Source organism: Isoptericola haloaureus (genome assembly GCF_036689775.1).
GTDB lineage: Bacteria > Actinomycetota > Actinomycetes > Actinomycetales > Cellulomonadaceae > Isoptericola > Isoptericola haloaureus.
The window spans coordinates 157,207-175,779 of sequence record NZ_JBAGLP010000120.1; the positions used below are offsets into that span (position 1 = coordinate 157,207).

Here is an 18,573-nt window from a genome sequence, read left to right on the forward strand (position 1 = left end):
TGCCACCGCTCTAGGTTGGCGTCCATGACCACCGTGACACCCGCCGTGGACCCCTCCAGCGGGCTGCGGTCCGACGGCGGGCCGGACCTCGACCACCTGAGCCGCCTCGCCGCGCTGCAGGCGGCCGTCCTGGCGGAGGTGCCCGACGCCGACCCGCGCGCCCCGGTCCCCGCCTGCGGACGCTGGACGGTCACCCGGCTGGTGGTGCACCTCGCCCGGATCCACCACTGGGCCGCGGGCCAGGTACGTCGCCGGCAGGAGACGCCGCTCGGGCGCGGCCCGTTCGACCTCGCTCCGTTCTACGCGGCGCAGGCCGCCGAGCTGCGGGACACGCTGGCGGCGCTGCCCGCGGACGACCCGGCGTGGACGCTGCTCGGCACCGGGCCGGTGTCGTTCTGGCACCGCCGGCAGGCGCACGAGACGCTGATCCACCTGCACGACCTGCGCGCCGCCGCCCTCGGGTCCGGGCCGCGCGCCGCCCGCGAGCGCTCGGTCGACGTCCCCGCCGCGGCCTGGGGCGACGCCGTCGACGAGGTGGTGGGCATGTTCCTGCCCCGGCAGGTCGCCCTGGGGCGCGCGGCGCCGCTGGCCTCCTCGGTGCGGCTGACGGCCACCGACCTGGGATGGTCCTGGCGGCTGGGGCCGGCCGACACCGACCCGGACCGCGATGCCGCCGCCGAGCTGCGGGCCCCGGCCCGCGAGCTGGCCCTCGTGCTCTGGCGCCGGCTCACCCCGGGCGAGGCCGACGCCCGGATCACGGGCGACGCCGGCGCGGTGACCTCCCTGCTGGACGACCGGCTGGTGCCCTGAGCTCAGGAACCCAGCACCGCCCAGCCGTGCGCGGGCACCCGCACCACGTCGCCGGCGAGCACGCCCGTGCCCGCCAGCACCTGCCGCGACCCCGCGGCCGGGACCGTGACCTCGCCGTCGCCGAGGTGCAGGACCGTGACCACGGCGTCGGCGTCGCGCGCCGTGCGCAGCACGATCGTCGGGTTGGCCACCTGCACGACGTCGGTGACCGCGGTGCGCAGCCAGGGCCGCCGCCGGCGCAGCGCGACCAGCTCGCGGGTGACCGCCAGGACCGCGGCCGCCTCGGCCGACAGGTCCTGCGGACCCGGGGGCCGCTCGGCGAGCTCGGGCCGCACGGCGTCGTCGCCGCCGAGCCGTTCCTCCTTGACGCCGTGCAGCCCCAGCTCGTCCCCGGCGTAGAACGACGGCGTCCCCGCGACGGTGCACAGGACCGCGAGCGCGTGCGGCACGTGCCGGTCCCCGACGGCGTCGGCGATCCGGGTCACGTCGTGGTTGCCGACGAACGTGCTCGGGACGAACGAGCGCAGGAACTGCGCGTGCCGCCCGAGCGCGTGGGCGAGCTCGAACAGGTTCTCGTCGGCGATCGCGTGCCAGATCCCCTGCCACAGCTCGTACTGGGTCACCGAGTCCACGGTCGACGCCGCCACGATCCCGGGCAGGTCGCCGTGGATCACCTCGCCGGTGAACCACGCCTCGGGGTGGCGCTCGCGGACCCGTGGCAGCACCCGCGCCCAGAAGGCCGGCGGCACGGCGTAGGCGGCGTCCAGCCGCCAGCCGTCGACACCGCGGTCGAGCCAGTGGGTCATGGCCTCGACGACGAGGTCCTCGACCGCCGGCGAGCCGTGGTCCAGCGCGACGAGCTGGTCGTGGCCCTCGAACACGGCGACCGGCACCGGGTCCCCCGGCCGCCACGTCGCGGGGTCGACGGCGTCGCGGTCGACGCGGAACAGCGCCGCCGCCGGGGACCCCGGCCCCTCGGCCTCCAGCGCCCGCACCGCCGGGTGCTCGCGCCCGACGTGGTGGAAGACGCCGTCGAGCAGCACCCGCACGCCCCGGGCGTGGGCGGCGTCGACGAGGCGCTGCAGGTCGGCCTCGTCGCCGAGCCGCGGGTCGACGCGCAGGTGGTCGACCGTGTCGTACCCGTGCGTCGACGAGGCGAACACGGGCCCGAGCAGCAGGCCGTTCAGCCCGAGCGCGACGACGTGGTCGAGCCACGCCTCGATCCGCCCCAGCCGGTGCACGACGGCCGTGCCGCCGGCACCCTCGGCGCCCTCGGCCGGACGGACCGGCGCGCCCACGAAGCCCAGGGGATAGACGTGCCACCACATCGCGTGCGCGACCCAGCCGGGTTCGGCCGGACGCGCTCCGTCGTCGTCGGTCATGCCGCCAACCTATCCGGTGCCCGTCTCACGCCAGGCGGGTGATCTCCACGGTCACGTCCAGCTCGCTCGCGCCCGGACCGGCGTAGACGCCCTTGAGCGGGGGGACGTCGCCGTACTGGCGCCCGCGGCCGACGACGACGTGGTCCTCCCCGGCGTACCGCCGGTTCGTGGGGTCGTAGGCCACCCACTGCCCGACCCACCACTCCAGCCAGGCGTGCGACTCGCCGGTCTCGGGCACCCCGATCTCGGCGTCGGCCTGCGGGTGCAGGTACCCGGAGACGTAGCGCGCCGGGATGCCGAGCGACCGCAGCGCACCGATGCCCAGGTGCGCCATGTCCTGGCAGACCCCCTCGCGCGAGGCCCACGCGTCCGCCGCGGGCGTGTGCACGGTGGTCACCCCCGGCACGTACTCCAGACGGTCGCGCACCGCCAGGCAGACCGCCTCGGCCGCGGGGCCGGGGTCCAGTCCCCCGGCCGCCTCCAGCGCGAGCGCCGCCACGTCGTCGGGCACCGCCGTGGTCGGGGTGTGACCGAGGTAGCCGGCGTGCTCGTCCAGGACGGCGGGACCGCCGAGGTCCTCCCAGCCGACCGCGGACCGCGCGGGTCCCGGTGCCGTCACCTCGACGGTCGCGTCGGCGACGATCCGCAGGCTCCCGTGCGGGCGCAGCACCTCGAACAGGGTGACGTGGGTGCCCCAGTAGTCGCGGTAGGAGTCGGTCCAGGTGGACGGCTCGACGTCGACGCGGGCCGACCGCACGACCTGGTGGTCGTCGTCGGCCGGTCGCATCCGCGCCTCGTTGTACGAGGCCGTCACGTCCCCGGCGTAGTCGAAGCTCGTCGTGTGCACCACGCGCAGCAGGCTCACAGCGCCTCCCCCACCCAGGCCGTCGTCGCCGACGACGGGAAGTACCGGTCACGGATCGCGTCCGACGCCCGCGAGCACGCCTGCTGGACCTGCTCCAGCGTGGCGGGCAGGTCCTCGAGGGTGTCGGTGCGGCGGGCGAACTCCAGCCGCGCCCGCACGATGCCCAGCTGGCGGACCGCCTCGTCGCTGATCTCGCGGCGGCTCTCGACCGGTTCGAGCGCACGCAGCGCCCGGTCGGCGGCCCCCAGCGCGTAGACGATCGAGCGCGGGAACAGCCGGTCGCGCACGAGGAACCCGGCGGCGTCGACGTCGGAGGTGCGGCCGCGGTGGGCCCGCAGGTAGGCCTCGTGGGCGCCGCAGGAGCGCAGCACCGTCGTCCATCCCGGCCCCGCGGCCCCGAGCCGCGCCTGGGTGGTCAGCAGGCGGGCCGTCATGTCGGCCCGCTCGAGCGACTGGCCCAGCACCATGAAGTGCCAGGTGGCGTCGTGCGGGGTCGCGGAGTCCATCAGTCCCGCCACCACCGCCGCCCGCTGACGCACCCAGCCGAAGAACTCGTGCGCCCCGACGCGACGGCCGACGACCGAGACCTCGTTGCGCGTGGTGTTGAGCGTCTCCCACAGCTCGGTGGAGACGATCTCGCGGGCCCGACGGGCGTTCTCCCGTGCCGCGACCAGCGCACCGGCGATGGCCGACGGGTTGGACCGGTCGTGGGCCAGCAGCCGCACGACGGCGTCGCGCCCGACGACGGCGTCGTCCGACGGGGCGGGGTGGTCCATGATCGCCAGCAGCGACCGGCACGCCAGGGACTCCTCCGCCCACGGCTCCTCGGAGAGCATCTGCACGTGCACGTCGAGGATCCGGGCGGTGTCGTCCGCCCGCTCGACGTACCGGCCGATCCAGAACAGGGACTCGGCGATCCGGCTCAGCACGGGGGCACCTCCTGTTGCTGCTGCTGTTGCTGCTGGTGGTGCAGGTCGACGACGTCGGCCGGGTTGGTCGCGATCGGCACCCCGGCCTCGGCCGGACGCGGGGAGGCGGCGTCGTCGGTCGTCGGGGCGGCGCCGTGGTCGCGAGGGTGCTCGAGCACCCAGGTGTCCTTCGACCCGCCGCCCTGGGAGCTGTTGACCACGAGCTGGCCCTCCCCGAGCGCCACCCGGGTCAGCCCGCCGGGCAGCACCCAGACGTCGTCGCCGTCGTTGACCGCGAACGGGCGCAGGTCCACGTGCCGGGGCCGGAAGGCGCCGTCGACGTAGGTCGGGGTGGTGGACAGCTGCACCACCGGCTGGGCGATCCAGCCGCGCGGGTCGGCGACCAGCCGAGCGCGCAGGGCGGCCAGCTCGTCGGCCGAGGCGTCCGGGCCGACGACGATCCCCTTGCCCCCGGCGCCGTCGACGGGTTTGACGACCATCTCGTCGAGCCGTTCGAGCACCTCGGTCAGCGCGCCCGGCTCCTCGAGGCGCCAGGTGTCGACGTTCTGCAGCACCGGCTCCTCGGACAGGTAGTAGCGCACCAGGTCCGGCAGGTAGGTGTAGACCAGCTTGTCGTCGGCGACGCCGTTGCCGAGCCCGTTGGCCAGCGCCACCGTGCCGCGGCGGGCGCAGTCGACCAGGCCCGGCACCCCGAGGACGGAGTCGGCCCGGAACTGCACGGGGTCGAGGAACGCGTCGTCGACGCGGCGGTAGATCACGTCGACGCGCTGGGGGCCGCTCGTGGTGCGCATGTAGACGCGCCCGGCGGCGCAGTACAGGTCCCGCCCCTCGACGAGCTCGACCCCCATGAGCCGCGCCAGCAGCGCGTGCTCGTAGTAGGCGGAGTTGAACACCCCGGGCGTGAGGACCACGACCGTCGGGTCCGGCGTGCCGTCGGGGGCCGCGGCCACCAGCGCGGACCGCAGCCGGCGCGGGTACTCCACGACGCTGCGCACCCGCAGCTCGGAGAACAGCTCGGGGACCGTGCGGACCATCGCCTGCCGGTTCGCCAGCACGTAGCTGACGCCGGAGGGCACCCGCACGTTGTCCTCCAGCACCCGGAACTCCCCGGCCTCGTCGCGGATCAGGTCGACCCCGGCGACGTGGCACCGCACGCCGTTGGCCGGGACGATGCCGTGCGCCGCCCGCTGGAACTCGCCGCTGGACTCGATGAGCCGACGCGGGACCACGCCGTCGCGCACCGCGTGCTGCGGGCCGTAGACGTCGGCGAGGAACGCCTCCAGGGCCCGCACCCGCTGCTGCACGCCCCGGCTGATCCGGTCCCACTCGTCCGGCTCGACGACACGGGGCACCACGTCCAGCGGGAAGGGCCGCTCCTCGCCCGCGACGTCGAAGGTGATGCCCTGGGCCAGGAAGGAGCGCGCCAGCGTGTCCGAGCGGGCGGCGACCTCCTCGGGCGACAACGAGGCGAAGGTGGCGTGCACCTGCTCGTAGCGGGGCCGCACCGCGCGCTCACGGTCGATGAGCTCGTCGAACGCCGGGCCCAGGGGGTAGTCGTCGAACAGGTCCGCCATGCAGTCACGCTAGTGGTCCCGTCCGACCGGCGTGTTCCCGCGACGTTTCGGCCGCGTGTCGCGCCGTAGGCTGTCCGGCATGGCGAGCCACCGGTGGACGAGACTCCTGCGTGAGGCGGCGCGCGCCGTCGGGTCGGCGGTCGCGCGGTCGCGACGACGCCCGACGGCGCCCCCGGGCCGGCAGGCGCCCGCCGGTGCCGTGCGCTACCCGGGGGACTTCACCGGCGTCGTGCGGCCCGTGTACTCCCCGCACCTGGACGGTGCGCCGGACCCCGGCGAGATCGTGTGGACCTGGGTGCCGTTCGAGGAGGACCACAGCCGCGGCAAGGACCGGCCGGTGCTGCTGATCGGCCACGACGGCCCGTGGCTGCTCGCCCTGCAGCTGACCAGCAAGGACCACGACCGCGACGCGGCCACGGAGGCCCGGTACGGCCGGCTGTGGATGGACATCGGGTCCGGGCCGTGGGACGCCCGGGGCCGGCCCAGCGAGGTGCGGGTGAACCGCGTCGTGCGGGTGGCGCCCGACGCCGTGCGCCGCGAGGGTGCGGTGCTGGACGCCGCGACCTTCCGCCAGGTCGTCGACACGATGAGCCGCGCCCGTCGCTGACGCGACGTCGGTCACACCGTTTCTCCCGGGAGGGTCGCGGCTGGTACCGTAGATCTCTGCGTGTCCGCCCAGGTCGGCGGGCACCGCCGCAGGTCCTCTCCACGGGGTTCCCCACCCCCAGTCCCGGATGTGCGGCCGCCCTCTACGACCTATCCGCTCGCCGACAGGCGAACACACCAGGAAGTTCTCTCGTGGCAAACATCAAGTCCCAGATCAAGCGCAACCTGCAGAACGAGAAGGCGCGCCTGCGGAACCGCTCCGTGAAGTCGGAGCTCAAGACTCACGTCCGCAAGGTCCGCAAGGCCGTCGCCGCCGGCGACAAGGAGGCCGCCAACGAGGCGCTCCGCGTCGCGTCGCGCAAGCTCGACAAGGCTGTCTCGAAGGGTGTCATCCACCCCAACCAGGCCGCGAACCGCAAGTCGGCCATCTCGAAGGCCGTCGACGCGCTCTGACGCTCACCGGCCGCCCCGCGCGGCCGTGACGTCGAACGCCCCTGCCCCCGTCCGGGTGCAGGGGCGTTCGTGCGTCCGGGACCGTCAGGACCGTCCGCCGGAGCGCGCGATCGTCAGCACCGCGGTCTCCACGGCGTAGACGGGGTCGCGCCCGCCGCCCTTGACGTCGGCGTCGGCCTTGGCCACCGCGGTGATGGCGGTGGCCAGCCCCTCCGGCGTCCACCGGGACAGGTCCCGCTGGGCGTTGCGCACCTGCCAGTCCTGCAGGCCGAGCTCGCGCGCCGTCGTCGTCCCCCCGCGGATCGCCGCCACCCGGGCCAGCGTCCGCAGCCGCAGCGCCAGCGCCGCCACGACGGGCACGGGGTCGGCCCCGGTGGCCAGGGCGTGCCGCAGCAGCGCCACCGCGGCCCCGGCGTCGCCGGCCACCGCGGCGTCGGCCACCTTGAAACCGGTCGCCTCCACGCGGCCGCCGTAGTACCGGTCCACCGTCTCGGCGGAGATCGTGCCCGTGGTGTCCGCGACGAGCTGGGAGCAGGCCGCCGCGAGCTCGCGCAGGTCGTTGCCCAGCGCGTCGACCAGCGCCCGCACCGCGGCCTGCTCGGCACGGCGCCGCGCGGCCCGGAACTCGCCGCCGACGAACGCCACCTTGTCCGCGTCCTTGCTCACGGCGTCGCACTGCAGCACCGGCGCACCGGACCCGGTGATCGCGTCGAGCATCTTCTTGCCGCGGTTCCCGCCGCCGTGCACCACCACCACGACCGTCTCCGGGTCGGGTGCGGCCACGTAGTCGACGACGTCGGCCACCAGGTCGTCGGTGCACGCCTCTGCTCCCCGCACGACCACGACCTTCGCCTCGCCGAACAGCGACGGGCTGGCCGCCACCGTGAGCTGGCCGGCCGCGTAGGTCGGCGCGTCCAGCTCGGCACGCTCGACCTCCGGGTCGCGCTCGCGGGCGAGTGCCACCACGCCGTCCACCGCGCGCTCGGCCAGCAGGCCCTCGGGGCCGCGGACCAGGACCACCGGAGCGAGGGTCGGGTCGTTCCAGGGGCGCTGGTTCGCGGAGGTCTTCGCGGGGCGGGAGCGGGAGGCGGGCGGCACGGGACCAGCCTGCCAGACCCGACCGACACGACGGCGCAGCCCGGAGTACGCCCGGAGCGCGCCCGGTAGCCTGTCCCGGTGCCTCGGACCCTCGTCGTCACCAACGACTTCCCGCCGCGCCAGGGCGGCATCGAGACGTTCGTCCACGCGATGACCTCGCGCTTCGACCCCGACGACGTGGTCGTGTACACCTCCTCGACCCCCGGGCAGGCGGAGTACGACCGCACCCTGCCCCACCCCGTCGTCCGGGCACGGACCCGCATGCTGCTGCCCACCCCGGCGCGGACCCGTGAGGTCGCCCGGCTCGTGGACGCGCACGGGTGCGACACGGTCTGGTTCGGCGCCGCCGCACCCCTGGGACTCATGGCACCGGCGCTGCGGCGGCGCACGGGCGTGCGCCGGATGGTGGCCACCACCCACGGCCACGAGCTGTGGTGGGCCCGCGTCCCCGGCACCCGGGCGGCCCTGCGCCGCATCGGCCGGTCCGTCGACCACCTCACCTACCTCTCGGACCGCACCGTCGGGGTGCTGGCCGACGCCGTCGGCGCCGAGGCCGCCGCCCGTGCCGTGCGCCTCTCCCCCGGCGTCGACCCCTCGACCTTCGCCGGCACCGACCCCGCCGGCGGCCGCGCGGTCCGCGAGCGCCACGGCATCCCGGCCGACGCTCCCGTGGTGCTGTGCGCCGCCCGGCTGGTCGAGCGCAAGGGCCAGGACACCCTGGTGCGCGCCCTGCCCGCCGTGCTGCGCGAGATCCCCGACGCCCGGCTGCTCCTGGTCGGCGACGGTCCCGCCGCCGACCGGCTGCGCCGTCTCGTGGACGAGCACGGCGTGTCCGACCACGTCGTCCTCGCCGGGGGGCACCCGCACGCGGCGATGCCGGCCTTCTACAGCGCTGCGGACGTGTTCGCCGGACCGTCGCGCACCCGACGGGGCGGGCTCGAGGTCGAGGGGCTCGGCATCGTCTACCTCGAGGCCCAGGCCGCCGGTCTGCCCGTCGTCGTGGGTGACTCCGGCGGGGCACCCGACGCGGTGCGCGACGGCGTCACCGGGTTCGTCGTCGACGGCACCGACCCGGACGACGTCGCGGCCCGTCTGGTCGAGCTCCTCGCGGACCCGGTGCGGAGCCGGCGGATGGGTGCCGCCGGGCCGGGCTGGGTCGCGGACGCCTGGACCTGGGACGAACGGTTCGAGATCCTGCACGGACTGCTCACCGGGTGAAGCGCGCGCCGGGGCCACCGAGGCGCCGCGTGCCGTTCCGTCGCCTCTCGGCCCTGCGTGCTTGCATGGCCCGGTGACCCCCTCCACCACCGACGTCCCGCCGCTGCCGACGCCCCGCACCCGGCTCGTGGGCCGTGAGCAGGAGGTCCGCACCGTCCTCGACGCGGTGGACGCCTCGACCCAGGCGGTCGTGACGATCACCGGGATCGGCGGCAGCGGCAAGACGACGCTCGCCACCGAGATCGTCCGGCGCCTCACGGTCCAGTTCGCCCGCCGCTGGTTCGTCGACCTGACCCGTCTCGACCGTGCCGAGGACCTGGCGGGGCACGTGTGCCACCGGCTCGGCGTGCGCCGCGGGACGACGGGGCCGCTCGCGGTCCTGGAGGAGGAGCTCGGTCGGGCGCCCGCCCTGCTCGTGCTCGACAACTGCGAGCACCTGCTCGACGCCGTGGCCGAGCTGGTGGGCTCCCTGACCGCCGCGTGCCCGGAGCTGACCGTGCTGGCCACCAGTCGTCGTCCTCTCGACGTCCCGGCCGAGCGCACCGTCGTGCTCGGGCCGCTGCCCGTCACCGGGCCCGACGGGGGCCCGGGTGCCGCGGTCGAGCTGCTCGTCGAGCGCGCCCGGGCGGCGGGTGCGGACCTGTCCGCCGACGACGTCGCGCCGGACGGCCCGGCGGCGGCGCACCTGGCCGCGGTCTGCCGCCGGCTGGACGGCCTCCCGCTGCCGATCGTGCTGGCGGCGACGCACCTGCGCACGATGCATCCCGCCGAGCTGGCCGAGCGGGTGGAGCGCGACCTGTCCCTGCCGGCGATGCGGGGCGGGGCGGACCACCAGCGCACCATGGCGGCGTCGATCGACTGGAGCCTCGACCTGCTGGCGCCCTCGACCCGGGACCTCCTGCTGCGCGCCGGGGTGTTCGTCGGAACCTTCGACGCCGGGGACTGCCGTGCCGTGTGCCGCCCGGACGACACACCGGACGAGGTCGACGACGGGCTGCGCGAGCTGGTGGAGCACTCGCTGCTGACGGCCGACACCTCGGCGGCGCCGACGCGCTACCGGATGCTCGCCGTCGTGCGCGAGCACGCCCGACGCCGCCTCGGCGCCGGTCCGGCCGACCGGCTGGCCGTCGCCCACCGCGTCCACCTGACGACGACGGTCGGCGTCACGCCGTCGAGCTCGCCGTTCTACACGCCGGCCGACGTGGCCCGGCTCGAGGTCGTCCACGACGACGCGGTGGCCGCGCTGGACCGCGCCGTCCGGGACGAGGACGCCGCGGCCGTCGTCGGCCTGCTCATGGCGCTGATGCGGTTCTGGCGCGTGACGGGCCGGATCCGGTTCGGGCTGGACCACACCGCCCGGGCCTCGGTGGGGCTGGACGGGTTCGGCCTGGCGGTCGTGCACCTCGTCCGCGCCGACCTGGAGCGGCTGCTCGGGCTCCTCGACGACGCCGACGAGCACGTGCGGGCCGGGCTGGCGATCGTCCGGGCCGGGGGTCCGGCCGCGGCGCACGCCCTGCCCACCGCGCTGGGGATCCGCGGCGACCTCCTGTCCGCGCGGGGCCGGCACGACGAGGCCCTCGCGCTGTACGACGAGATCCGTCCGCTGTACGACCCCGTGGACCGTCCGCAGCTGCACGGCGTCTGGTGCGCGAACGTCGGCGGGATCCTTCTCGCCGCGGGCCGCGACGCGGAGGCCGAGCCCCGGCTGCTCGAGGCGCGCCGCGTCCTGGGCGGTCAGCCCCCGGTCTGGCTCGCCGGACGCGTGCACGGCCACCTGGGCACGCTGGCCCGCCGGGCCGGGGACCTCGACGCCGCCCGCGAGCTGGTGCTGGCCGGGCTGGACGAGCTGGCACCGTTCGGCGCGCTGGTCGAGGCGGCCCCGCTGGTCGACGAGCTCGCCGCCGTCCTGCGGGCGGACGGGCGCCCCCGGGACGCCGAGGAGTGCGCCCGCGCGGCGGCGTCGATGCGCCGCCGCGTCGGGTCGACGAGCTCCCGGCACGACGGCCCGGGCGAGCACGGACCGGACATCGCCGACGTGACCGCGCTGGTGCGGGACGTCCGCACCGCCCCGGCGTCGGCCGACGCGCTCACGGCGCGCGAGCGCGAGGTGGCCGACCTGGTCGCCGAGGGCCTGACGAACCCGCAGATCGCCCGACGGCTGGTCATCTCTCCGGGCACGGCACGCACCCACGTCGAACGCATCCGCACCAAGCTCGGGGTGTCCTCCCGGGTGCACGTCGCACGCTGGGTGCTCGAGAGATACGTCGATCGACGGACGCGCTGAGCGGCCGCCGCCCACCAGGATGGGCGCAGGTCCCCCGGCTTCCTCGAGACGGCGCCGCGGGGACAGGGTCGTCTCCCCCACGACCTCTGGTGCGCCGGTGGCGCCGGCTCCGGCCGGTGCCACCGGTGTCTCCCTGCTCAGCCGGCGCACGCCAGCACCAGGCCTCCCGCCCGCACGGACAGCGAGGCCGTGCCGCACCGGTCGGTGCGCACCACCTCGGACCCGACCGCGCGGTAGAGGTCCAGCGCGGTCCGGGTGGGATGGCCGTAGTCGTTCTGCCCCACCGAGACCAGGACGACCCCGGGGGCCAGCCGCCGCGCCAGGTCGGCCGACTGCGCGGCCGACCCGTGGTGGGCCATCTTGACGACCTCGACGGCACCGTCGGGATACCCGCCGGCGGCCAGGTCCGCGGCGAGGCGCTCCTGCCCCGGCTCCTCCAGGTCACCCAGCGCCACGACGTCGACCCCGGCGGCCGTGCGCAGGGCGATCGCGACGCTGGCCTCGTTGGCCCCGCCGGCCCCGGCGTCGGCGCCGAGCACCGTCCAGGCCACGTCGCCCGCCGTGCCCTGGCGGGCGGACACGGCCACCTCGACGGGCACCTCGTGCCGGGCCAGCGCGGCGCGGGTCCGGCGGGCGGCGTCCGCCGGGTCGTCGAGGGGCGAGACGAGGGCCGCCACGACGGTCCGACCCGCCAGCACGCCCTCCAGACCGCCGACGTGGTCGGCGTGGAAGTGGCTCAGGACCAGCAGGTCGACGCGATCCACGCCGAGCCGCCGCAGGCACCGTGCGGCACCGTCCCCGGGCGGTCCGACGTCGACCACGACGGCCGCGCGCGGCCCGCTGCGCACGACCAGCGCGTCGCCCTGACCGACGTCGCACGCCACCACCTGCCAGTCGGGCGGGACGCCGGCCGCCGGTACGGTGCGCGGCGCGACGAGCACCGTCCCGAGCGCCACCCCGAGGACCGTGACCAGGACGACGGCACCCGCCGTCGCCGCGCCCCCGGACCCCCGGACCCGCCCGCCGCGGACGCCCGGAGACCGGCGCGGCCGGTGCGCGAGACGCACCCGGCGCCGCAGGGCCGACAGCCGGTCCGCCGGTGCCCGGCCCACCGGCCAGCCCTGCCCCGGGGGCCGCCGCAGCACGAGCGCGAGCACGACGGCGGTCACGACGGCGAGCAGCGCCGCGCCGCCCGGTCCGGCGAGCCAGGGCAGGCGTGCCCCGGGCAGCGCCGCGGCGGTCGTGGCGACGGTCGCGATCCAGCCGGTGGGGATCCCGGCCAGCCACGCCACGGCACCGGCGGCACCGGGGGCCCACGGCGCCGCGAGCGTGGCCACCAGCGCCAGGACGGTCGCCGGGACGAGGGCCGGGGCGGCGAGGAGGTTCGCGAGCACGGCGGTGGACGGCAGCGCCGGGTCCAGCAGGATCAGCACCGGGCCGCACGCCGCCTGGGCGGCCAGGGGGACCGCCAGTGCGAACGCGGGACCCCGTCCGCACCACGGGGCCAGACGCCGCGACAGCGGCCCGGTCAGGAGCACGATGCCGGCCGTGGCAGCGCAGGACAGCGCGAACCCGAACGAGCGGGCCTGCCACGGGTCGACGACGAGCAGCACCGTGGCGGCGGTCGCCAGCGCCGGGAACCCGGCCGCGGGGCGGCCCAGGACCAGGGCGACCAGCGTCACGGCGCAGGTCCAGGCGGCCCGGAGCACGCTCGGCTCGGGACGCACCAGGAGCACGAACCCGACGCCGACCGCGGCCAGCAGCCCGACGCGGACAGCGGGCGGGGCCCGCAGCGCCACGCACGCGGCGCCGGCGGCCGTGAGCACGATGGCGAAGTGGCTGCCCGAGACGGCCGTGACGTGGGTCAGGCCGGTGACGCGCAACGCGTCCTCGAGCTCGGCCGGCACGCGGGAGGTGTCCCCGACGGCGGCTCCGGGCACCAGGCCGCGCGCCTGGTCGGACAACCCGTCGGTGACGTCGAGGAGGGCGGTCCGCAGGGTGTGGGTCGCCCGGCCGGACGGACCCGGCGGCGCGCTCTCGGCGACGGGGGTCGTCGCCCGCCCGGCGGCCACGACCCCCGCGCCGAAGGACGGCGGGGCCAGCCTGACCCGCGCGCGCACCGCGGCCCCGAAGCGGGGCGGTTCCCCCGGGGCCGTGACCAGGACGTGCCCGACGGCGGCGGAACGCACGCCCCGCGCGACGACCGAGTCGACGGCGAGCACCCACCGGGACCCGTCCCCGTGCACCGCCGCACGGGCCGAGGAGACCACGCGCCCGTCGACGGTCGCCGTGGCGCCGTCGTCGGCGAGCCCGGCCAGCGGACCCCGCGCCGCGGTCTGCACGGCCACCGAGGCCGCGACGGCGACGAGGCACGCCGCCACCAGCGCCCCGTGCGCGACCACCGGACCGACCGGGCCGCCGCGCCGTCGGACGCCGGCAGCCACCGCTGCCGCGCACCCCAGCGCCACGAGGGCCCCGACGACCGTCAGCGGACGGGCCACCGAAGTCCACGGACCCGTCAGGGTCCACGCGACGACCCACGCCGTGGCCACGACCGGTACGAGACGCAGGTCCGTGCTCACAGCACCACGAGGTCGCGCAGCTCCTCCAGGAGCACCGGGCCGATGCCGGACACCTCGGCGAGCTCGTCGAACCGGGTGAAGGGCCCGTGCTCGTCACGCCAGGCGACGATCCGGTCGGCGAGGACCGGGCCGACGCCGGGCAGCGCCGTCAGCGCCGTGGCGTCCGCGGCGTTGAGCGGCACGGGGGCGGCGGCGTCGGCCCCCGCCGCCGTCCCTGCGAGCGGTGCCGCCACGCGCGGCTCCTCCCCGGGCGCCGGCACGTGCACCTGCTCGCCGTCCACGACGGAACGGGCCAGGTTCAGGGCGGTCAGGTCCGCCGTGCCCGTGGCACCGCCGGCGGCCTCGACCGCGTCGGCCACCCGAGCCCCGGTCGGCACGGTGACCAGGCCGGGGTCGGCGACCTGGCCGATGACGTGCACCACCACACCCGTGCCCGTCGCCGAGCCGCCCGCGCCGCCCGCACCGGCTCCGAGGCTCGTCGGCCCGGGCGGGGTCCCGGCCGGTGCGGGATCGACCGAGGCGGGTCCGGCCCGTGGCGGGTCGCCCGGAGCGGGGTCCGCCGGTGCGCCGCCGACGGGCACGCCCAGCGGCGCCACGTCCTGGCGGGGCCAGAGCGCGACCCCTCCCACGACGAGCCCGAGGGCCAGCAGGACGACGGCGGCCGCGGTGGCGACCGGTCCGGCCAGCGCCCACCGGCGACGTCCCCCGTCCGGCGCGTCGTCCACCGGGTGGCCGTGCGCGGCGCTGTAGGCCGCGGCGACGTGGCCGCCGGAACGCCGAGCGCGCAGCCGTTCGACGAGCTCGTCGGGCCCGCCGTCGTCCGCGGGGGTGGCGAGCGCGGCGCGCAGAGCCTCCAGACGTCCCCCGGCGGGGTCGTCCGTGGCGTCCGGGGGCTCGGGCGGGTGGTGGTGTGCCGTGGTCACGCGGCGACGCTAGGGCGCTCCCGCCGTCGGCCGCCGGGCCCGACCCGTGCGGTGGTGGACGAGCGCCCCTGGGGGTGACGCGCGCCGCCCGCTACCAGGGGCCGCCGGGCTCCAGGTCGTGCACGTGCCCGCCCCGGTCCACGACCACGACGGCCAGCGCCCCGGGTCCGACGTGCGCGCCGAGGACGGCGCTGACGGGAGTCACCACCGGGGTGAACCCCAGGCGCCCCGCCAGGGCGTCGGCGACCTCGGCCGCCTGGTCGGGCGCGCCGAGATGGTGCACCGCCACCGCGGGGCGGGTCGCCGTGCGGACCTGCTCCAGCGCGATCGCCACGAGCCGGGCCACGGAGGCCCGCCGGGTGCGCACCCGCTGGACGAGGTCGATCCCGCCGTCGTCCAGGGCGAGGATCGGCCGCACGCCCAGCGCCGTGCCCAGCGCGGCGGCCGGGGCGGAGAGCCGCCCGCCGCGACGCAGGTGGTCCAGGGAGTCCACGAGGAAGGTCGTGCGCGCCGAGGCGGCGACCTCGGCCGCGCGGCGCGCCACGTGGGCCGCGTCGCACCCGGCGGCGGCGCAGCGGGCGGCCTCGTCGGCCGCGAAGCCGAGACCCATCGCCGCGGTGCGGGAGTCCACGACGCGCACCGGCAGCATGGCGCGCTGCCCGGCCCGCTCGGCGGTCTCCACCGTGCCCGACAGCTTCCCGGACAGGTGCACCGAGACCACGGCACGGGCCCCCTGGGCAGCCAGGTCGCCGTAGGCGGCGGTGAGCTCGGCCGTCGTCGGCTGCGACGTGGTCAGCCGCTCTCCGGCGGCGATCCGCTCGGCCACGTCCGCCGGCCGGACGTCCACGCCCTCGCGCAGGTCCGTGTCGTCCGTCACCACGTGCAGGGGGACGACGACGGGCGCCAGCTCCCGGGGCAGCAGGACGTCGGCGGGCAGGTCTCCTGGGCCGGGCAGGCAGGCGGTCGAGTCGGTCACGACGCGGACGGCCGGTAGGTCACGCATGTCGCCACGAGTGTAGCCACCCGGCACCGCCCGGTCGCGCCGGACCCGGATCGCATCCGACGGCGCGACGCGATAGCGTGCCGCCCATGCCCGACGACGTCCCGTCCGCCGCTCCCGAGGCGGCCCGGGCAGGGGCGCTCGTCACGGTCGGCGAGGCCACCACGGGTGCGGAAGGAAGGTACGTGGCGCGACGTGCCCGACACCACCGCACCGGCCACCGGCACGATCCCCGCGCGGGATGAGTCCGCCGTCGGGCACCGGAGGGGTTCCGGTGCCCGACGGCGGCACGACGCTCACGCCTCCATCGGCTCCGCGTGCCAGATGCGGTCGAGGTAGTCGCGCATCGACCGGTCCGAGGAGAAGAAGCCGGAGCGCGCCACGTTGAGCACGGCCGCCCGGCTCCAGGCGTCCGGGTCGCGGTAGGCGGTCTCGACCCGCTCCTGGGCGTCCAGGTAGGACTGGAAGTCGGCCAGCACCATGAAGCGGTCCTCGCCCAGCAGGTTGGACACGATCGGCTCGAAGACGCGTCGGTCCCCGCCGGAGAACTCTCCGCGCGCCACGAGGTCGAGCGCCCGGCGCAGGACCGGGTTCTCCTCGTAGTACGCCGAGGGCCGGTACCCGGCCTCGGCGACGGCGGCGGCCTCCGGCTCGGTCAGGCCGAACAGGAAGAAGTTGTCGTCGCCGACGAGCTGACGGATCTCGACGTTCGCGCCGTCGTCGGTGCCCACCGTCAGCGCGCCGTTGAGCGCGAACTTCATGTTGCCCGTCCCGGAGGCCTCCTTGCCGGCCAGCGAGATCTGCTCGGACAGGTCCGCCGCCGGGATGAGCGTCTCGGCCACCGTCACGTCGTAGTTCGCCGGGAAGGCGACGCGGAGCACCCGCGAGACCTCGGGGTGGGCGTTGACCACGGAGCCGACGTGGTTGATCAGGCCGATGATCTGCTTGGCCATCGCGTAGCCGGGGGCGGCCTTCGCGCCGAAGACGACGGTGCGGGGCACCACGTCCTCCGGGTCGAGGCGTCCCGAGACGATCCGGTCGTACAGCGTGACGACGTGCAGGATCTTCAGCGTCTGCCGCTTGTACTCGTGCAGGCGCTTGACCATGACGTCCAGCATCGTGTCCGCCGGGATCTCGATCCCGTCGCGCCGCTCGAGGAACCCGGCCAGCCGTTCCTTGTTGGCGGCCTTGACCTCGCGGAACCGACGCCGGAACTCGGGGTCGTCGGCCATCGGCTCCAGGTCGCGCAGCCGGTCGAGGTCGGTGACCCAGCCGTCGCCGATCGCCTCGGTGATCAGCCCGGACAGGCCCGGGTTCGCCAGGCGGACGAACCGGCGCGGGGTCACCCCGTTGGTGACGTTGGTGAACTTCTCCGGCCACAGGCGGGCGAAGTCGGCGAGCACCTTGTCGCGCAGGAGCTGCGAGTGCAGCTCGGCGACCCCGTTGACCTTGGTCGCGGCCACGGTGGCCAGGTGCGCCATGCGCACCGCCCGCTGCGGGTGCTCGGCGATGATCGACATGCGCCGCACGAGCAGCTCGTCGTCGCCCGAGGACTCGCGCACCTCGTCGAGGAACTCGTCGTTGATGCGGTAGATGATCTCCAGGTGCCGCGGCAGCAGGCGGCCCAGCAGCTCCACGGGCCAGACCTCGAGCGCCTCGGGCAGCAGCGTGTGGCAGGTGTAGGCGAAGCAGCCCTGGGTGACCTCCCAGGCTTCGTCCCACGCGAAACCCTGCTCGTCGACGAGGATCCGCATGAGCTCGGGCACCGCGATGACGGGGTGGGTGTCGTTGAGCTGGAAGCAGACGCGCTCGGGGAGCCGGTGCAGGTCGAAGCCCTCCGGCAGGAGCTGGTCGATGAAGTCGCGCAGCGAGCACGCCACGAAGAAGTACTGCTGCTGCAGGCGCAGCTCCTTGCCCTGCGGCGTGGAGTCCTCCGGGTAGAGCACCTTGGAGATGTTCTCGGCGAACGTCTGGGCGCGCACCGCCTCGGCGTAGTCGCCGTAGTTGAAGATCTCCAGGTCGAAGGCGTGCGTGGCCCGCGCGCTCCACAGCCGCAGCGTGTTCACGCACCCGTTGCGGTAGCCGGGGACCATGTAGTTGTAGGGGACGCCGAGCACCTTCCAGCCGGGCACCCAGCGGGTGCGCTCGACGGTGTCGTCGCCCACCTGCTCGGTGACGGTCTCGGTGCGACCGCCGAAGCTCACGGTGACCTCGTGCTCGGGGTGGGCGAACTCCCACGGCGAGCCGTTGTCGAGCCAGTGGTCGGGCTCCTCGACCTGCCACCCGTCCACGAAGTTCTGGCGGAAGATGCCGTACTCGTAGCGGATGCCGTACCCGATGGCGGGGATCGACATGGTGGCCAGGGAATCGACGAAGCACGCGGCGAGGCGGCCCAGCCCGCCGTTGCCGAGCCCCGGCTCGACCTCGGCCTCGCGCAGGTCGGCCAGGTCGATGCCCAGCGACGCCAGGGCCTCCGAGGCGACCTCGGTGAGGTCGGCCGCGATGAGCGCGTTGTCGAGCTGGCGGCCCAGCAGGTACTCCGCGGACAGGTACGCCACGGCCTTGGGCTGCGTGCGCAGGTGCTCGTTCGTGGTCCGCATCCAGCGCGACATCAGGTAGTGGCGCACGGTGCGGGCCAGGGCCAGGTACTTGTCGTTGGTGCTGGCGCGTTCGAGGACGGTGCCCTGGGTGAAGTTGAGCTCGCGCAGGTACTCGCGCACGAACCCCTCGACCGAGGGCTCCGGGCTGGTGATCAGGGGCGTCGATTCGGTCACACGAGCGACACTACCCATGCCGTCGGCCGGTGTCCTCGCAGAGCCGCGACCGACCCCGGAACGTCACCTGCACGA

15 protein-coding genes are annotated in these 18,573 nt (G+C 76.0%); 6 read left to right on the forward strand and 9 right to left on the reverse strand.

All coding sequences use genetic code 11. The features are described 5' to 3' along the window. Window positions 1-24: 24 nt before the first annotated feature. Complete coding sequence (locus tag V5O49_RS16100; RefSeq protein WP_332903111.1) at window positions 25-810, forward strand: maleylpyruvate isomerase N-terminal domain-containing protein; 786 nt, start codon at window positions 25-27, stop codon at window positions 808-810. A gap of 2 nt (window positions 811-812) precedes the next feature. On the opposite strand, the gene V5O49_RS16105 is transcribed toward V5O49_RS16100, so the two are convergent. From V5O49_RS16105 to V5O49_RS16120, 4 genes are read right to left on the reverse strand one after another with little or no spacing between them, the layout of a single operon-like run. Further along, on the reverse strand, window positions 813-2,192 hold the full coding sequence (locus V5O49_RS16105) for an alpha-amylase family glycosyl hydrolase (protein WP_332903112.1): 1,380 nt from the start codon (window positions 2,190-2,192) through the stop codon (window positions 813-815). Window positions 2,193-2,217: 25 nt separating this feature from the next. Next, window positions 2,218-3,057: a transglutaminase family protein gene (locus V5O49_RS16110; protein WP_278234823.1), complete on the reverse strand. Its 840-nt coding sequence runs from the start codon at window positions 3,055-3,057 to the stop codon at window positions 2,218-2,220. Further along, window positions 3,054-3,986: an alpha-E domain-containing protein gene (locus tag V5O49_RS16115; protein ID WP_278234824.1), complete on the reverse strand. Its 933-nt coding sequence runs from the start codon at window positions 3,984-3,986 to the stop codon at window positions 3,054-3,056. The genes V5O49_RS16110 and V5O49_RS16115 overlap by 4 nt, the downstream gene beginning before the upstream one ends. Further along, window positions 3,980-5,560 carry a circularly permuted type 2 ATP-grasp protein gene (locus V5O49_RS16120; protein WP_332903113.1) on the reverse strand — a complete coding sequence of 527 codons (1,581 nt, stop codon included), beginning with the start codon at window positions 5,558-5,560 and terminating at the stop codon, window positions 3,980-3,982. The genes V5O49_RS16115 and V5O49_RS16120 overlap by 7 nt, the downstream gene beginning before the upstream one ends. A gap of 79 nt (window positions 5,561-5,639) precedes the next feature. On the opposite strand from V5O49_RS16120, the gene V5O49_RS16125 reads away from it, so the two are divergent. Both V5O49_RS16125 and rpsT read left to right on the forward strand, forming a co-directional pair. After that, on the forward strand, window positions 5,640-6,167 hold the full coding sequence (locus V5O49_RS16125; protein WP_278234826.1) for a type II toxin-antitoxin system PemK/MazF family toxin: 528 nt from the start codon (window positions 5,640-5,642) through the stop codon (window positions 6,165-6,167). A gap of 191 nt (window positions 6,168-6,358) precedes the next feature. Beyond that, a complete protein-coding gene (rpsT, locus tag V5O49_RS16130; RefSeq protein WP_332903114.1) occupies window positions 6,359-6,619 on the forward strand; it encodes a 30S ribosomal protein S20 in 261 nt (86 codons plus the stop codon). A gap of 84 nt (window positions 6,620-6,703) precedes the next feature. Here the strand turns inward: rpsT and holA are convergent, their stop codons facing one another. Continuing rightward, window positions 6,704-7,717: a DNA polymerase III subunit delta gene (gene holA / locus V5O49_RS16135; protein ID WP_278234828.1), complete on the reverse strand. Its 1,014-nt coding sequence runs from the start codon at window positions 7,715-7,717 to the stop codon at window positions 6,704-6,706. A gap of 78 nt (window positions 7,718-7,795) precedes the next feature. On the opposite strand from holA, the gene V5O49_RS16140 reads away from it, so the two are divergent. Both V5O49_RS16140 and V5O49_RS16145 read left to right on the forward strand, forming a co-directional pair. Continuing rightward, the gene (locus V5O49_RS16140; protein ID WP_332903115.1) at window positions 7,796-8,935 is read left to right on the forward strand and encodes a glycosyltransferase family 4 protein; all 1,140 of its coding nucleotides are present in this window, start codon (window positions 7,796-7,798) and stop codon (window positions 8,933-8,935) included. Window positions 8,936-9,008: 73 nt separating this feature from the next. Beyond that, window positions 9,009-11,219, forward strand: coding sequence for an ATP-binding protein (locus V5O49_RS16145; protein ID WP_332903116.1), 2,211 nt, complete (start codon window positions 9,009-9,011; stop codon window positions 11,217-11,219). Window positions 11,220-11,356: 137 nt separating this feature from the next. On the opposite strand, the gene V5O49_RS16150 is transcribed toward V5O49_RS16145, so the two are convergent. The 3 genes from V5O49_RS16150 to V5O49_RS16160 form a co-directional block, all read right to left on the reverse strand. Then, the gene (locus tag V5O49_RS16150) at window positions 11,357-13,801 is read right to left on the reverse strand and encodes a ComEC/Rec2 family competence protein (RefSeq protein WP_332903117.1); all 2,445 of its coding nucleotides are present in this window, start codon (window positions 13,799-13,801) and stop codon (window positions 11,357-11,359) included. Further along, complete coding sequence (locus V5O49_RS16155) at window positions 13,798-14,724, reverse strand: helix-hairpin-helix domain-containing protein (protein ID WP_332903118.1); 927 nt, start codon at window positions 14,722-14,724, stop codon at window positions 13,798-13,800. The genes V5O49_RS16150 and V5O49_RS16155 overlap by 4 nt, the downstream gene beginning before the upstream one ends. 91 nt (window positions 14,725-14,815) lie before the next feature. Beyond that, on the reverse strand, window positions 14,816-15,727 hold the full coding sequence (locus V5O49_RS16160) for a DegV family protein (protein WP_332903119.1): 912 nt from the start codon (window positions 15,725-15,727) through the stop codon (window positions 14,816-14,818). Between the two features lie 86 nt (window positions 15,728-15,813). Here V5O49_RS16160 and V5O49_RS16165 point away from each other — a divergent pair, with 86 nt between their 5' ends. Beyond that, window positions 15,814-15,969: a hypothetical protein gene (locus V5O49_RS16165; RefSeq protein ID WP_332903120.1), complete on the forward strand. Its 156-nt coding sequence runs from the start codon at window positions 15,814-15,816 to the stop codon at window positions 15,967-15,969. Window positions 15,970-16,020: 51 nt separating this feature from the next. Here the strand turns inward: V5O49_RS16165 and V5O49_RS16170 are convergent, their stop codons facing one another. Further along, on the reverse strand, window positions 16,021-18,516 hold the full coding sequence (locus tag V5O49_RS16170; protein WP_332903121.1) for a glycogen/starch/alpha-glucan phosphorylase: 2,496 nt from the start codon (window positions 18,514-18,516) through the stop codon (window positions 16,021-16,023). Window positions 18,517-18,573: the final 57 nt, after the last annotated feature.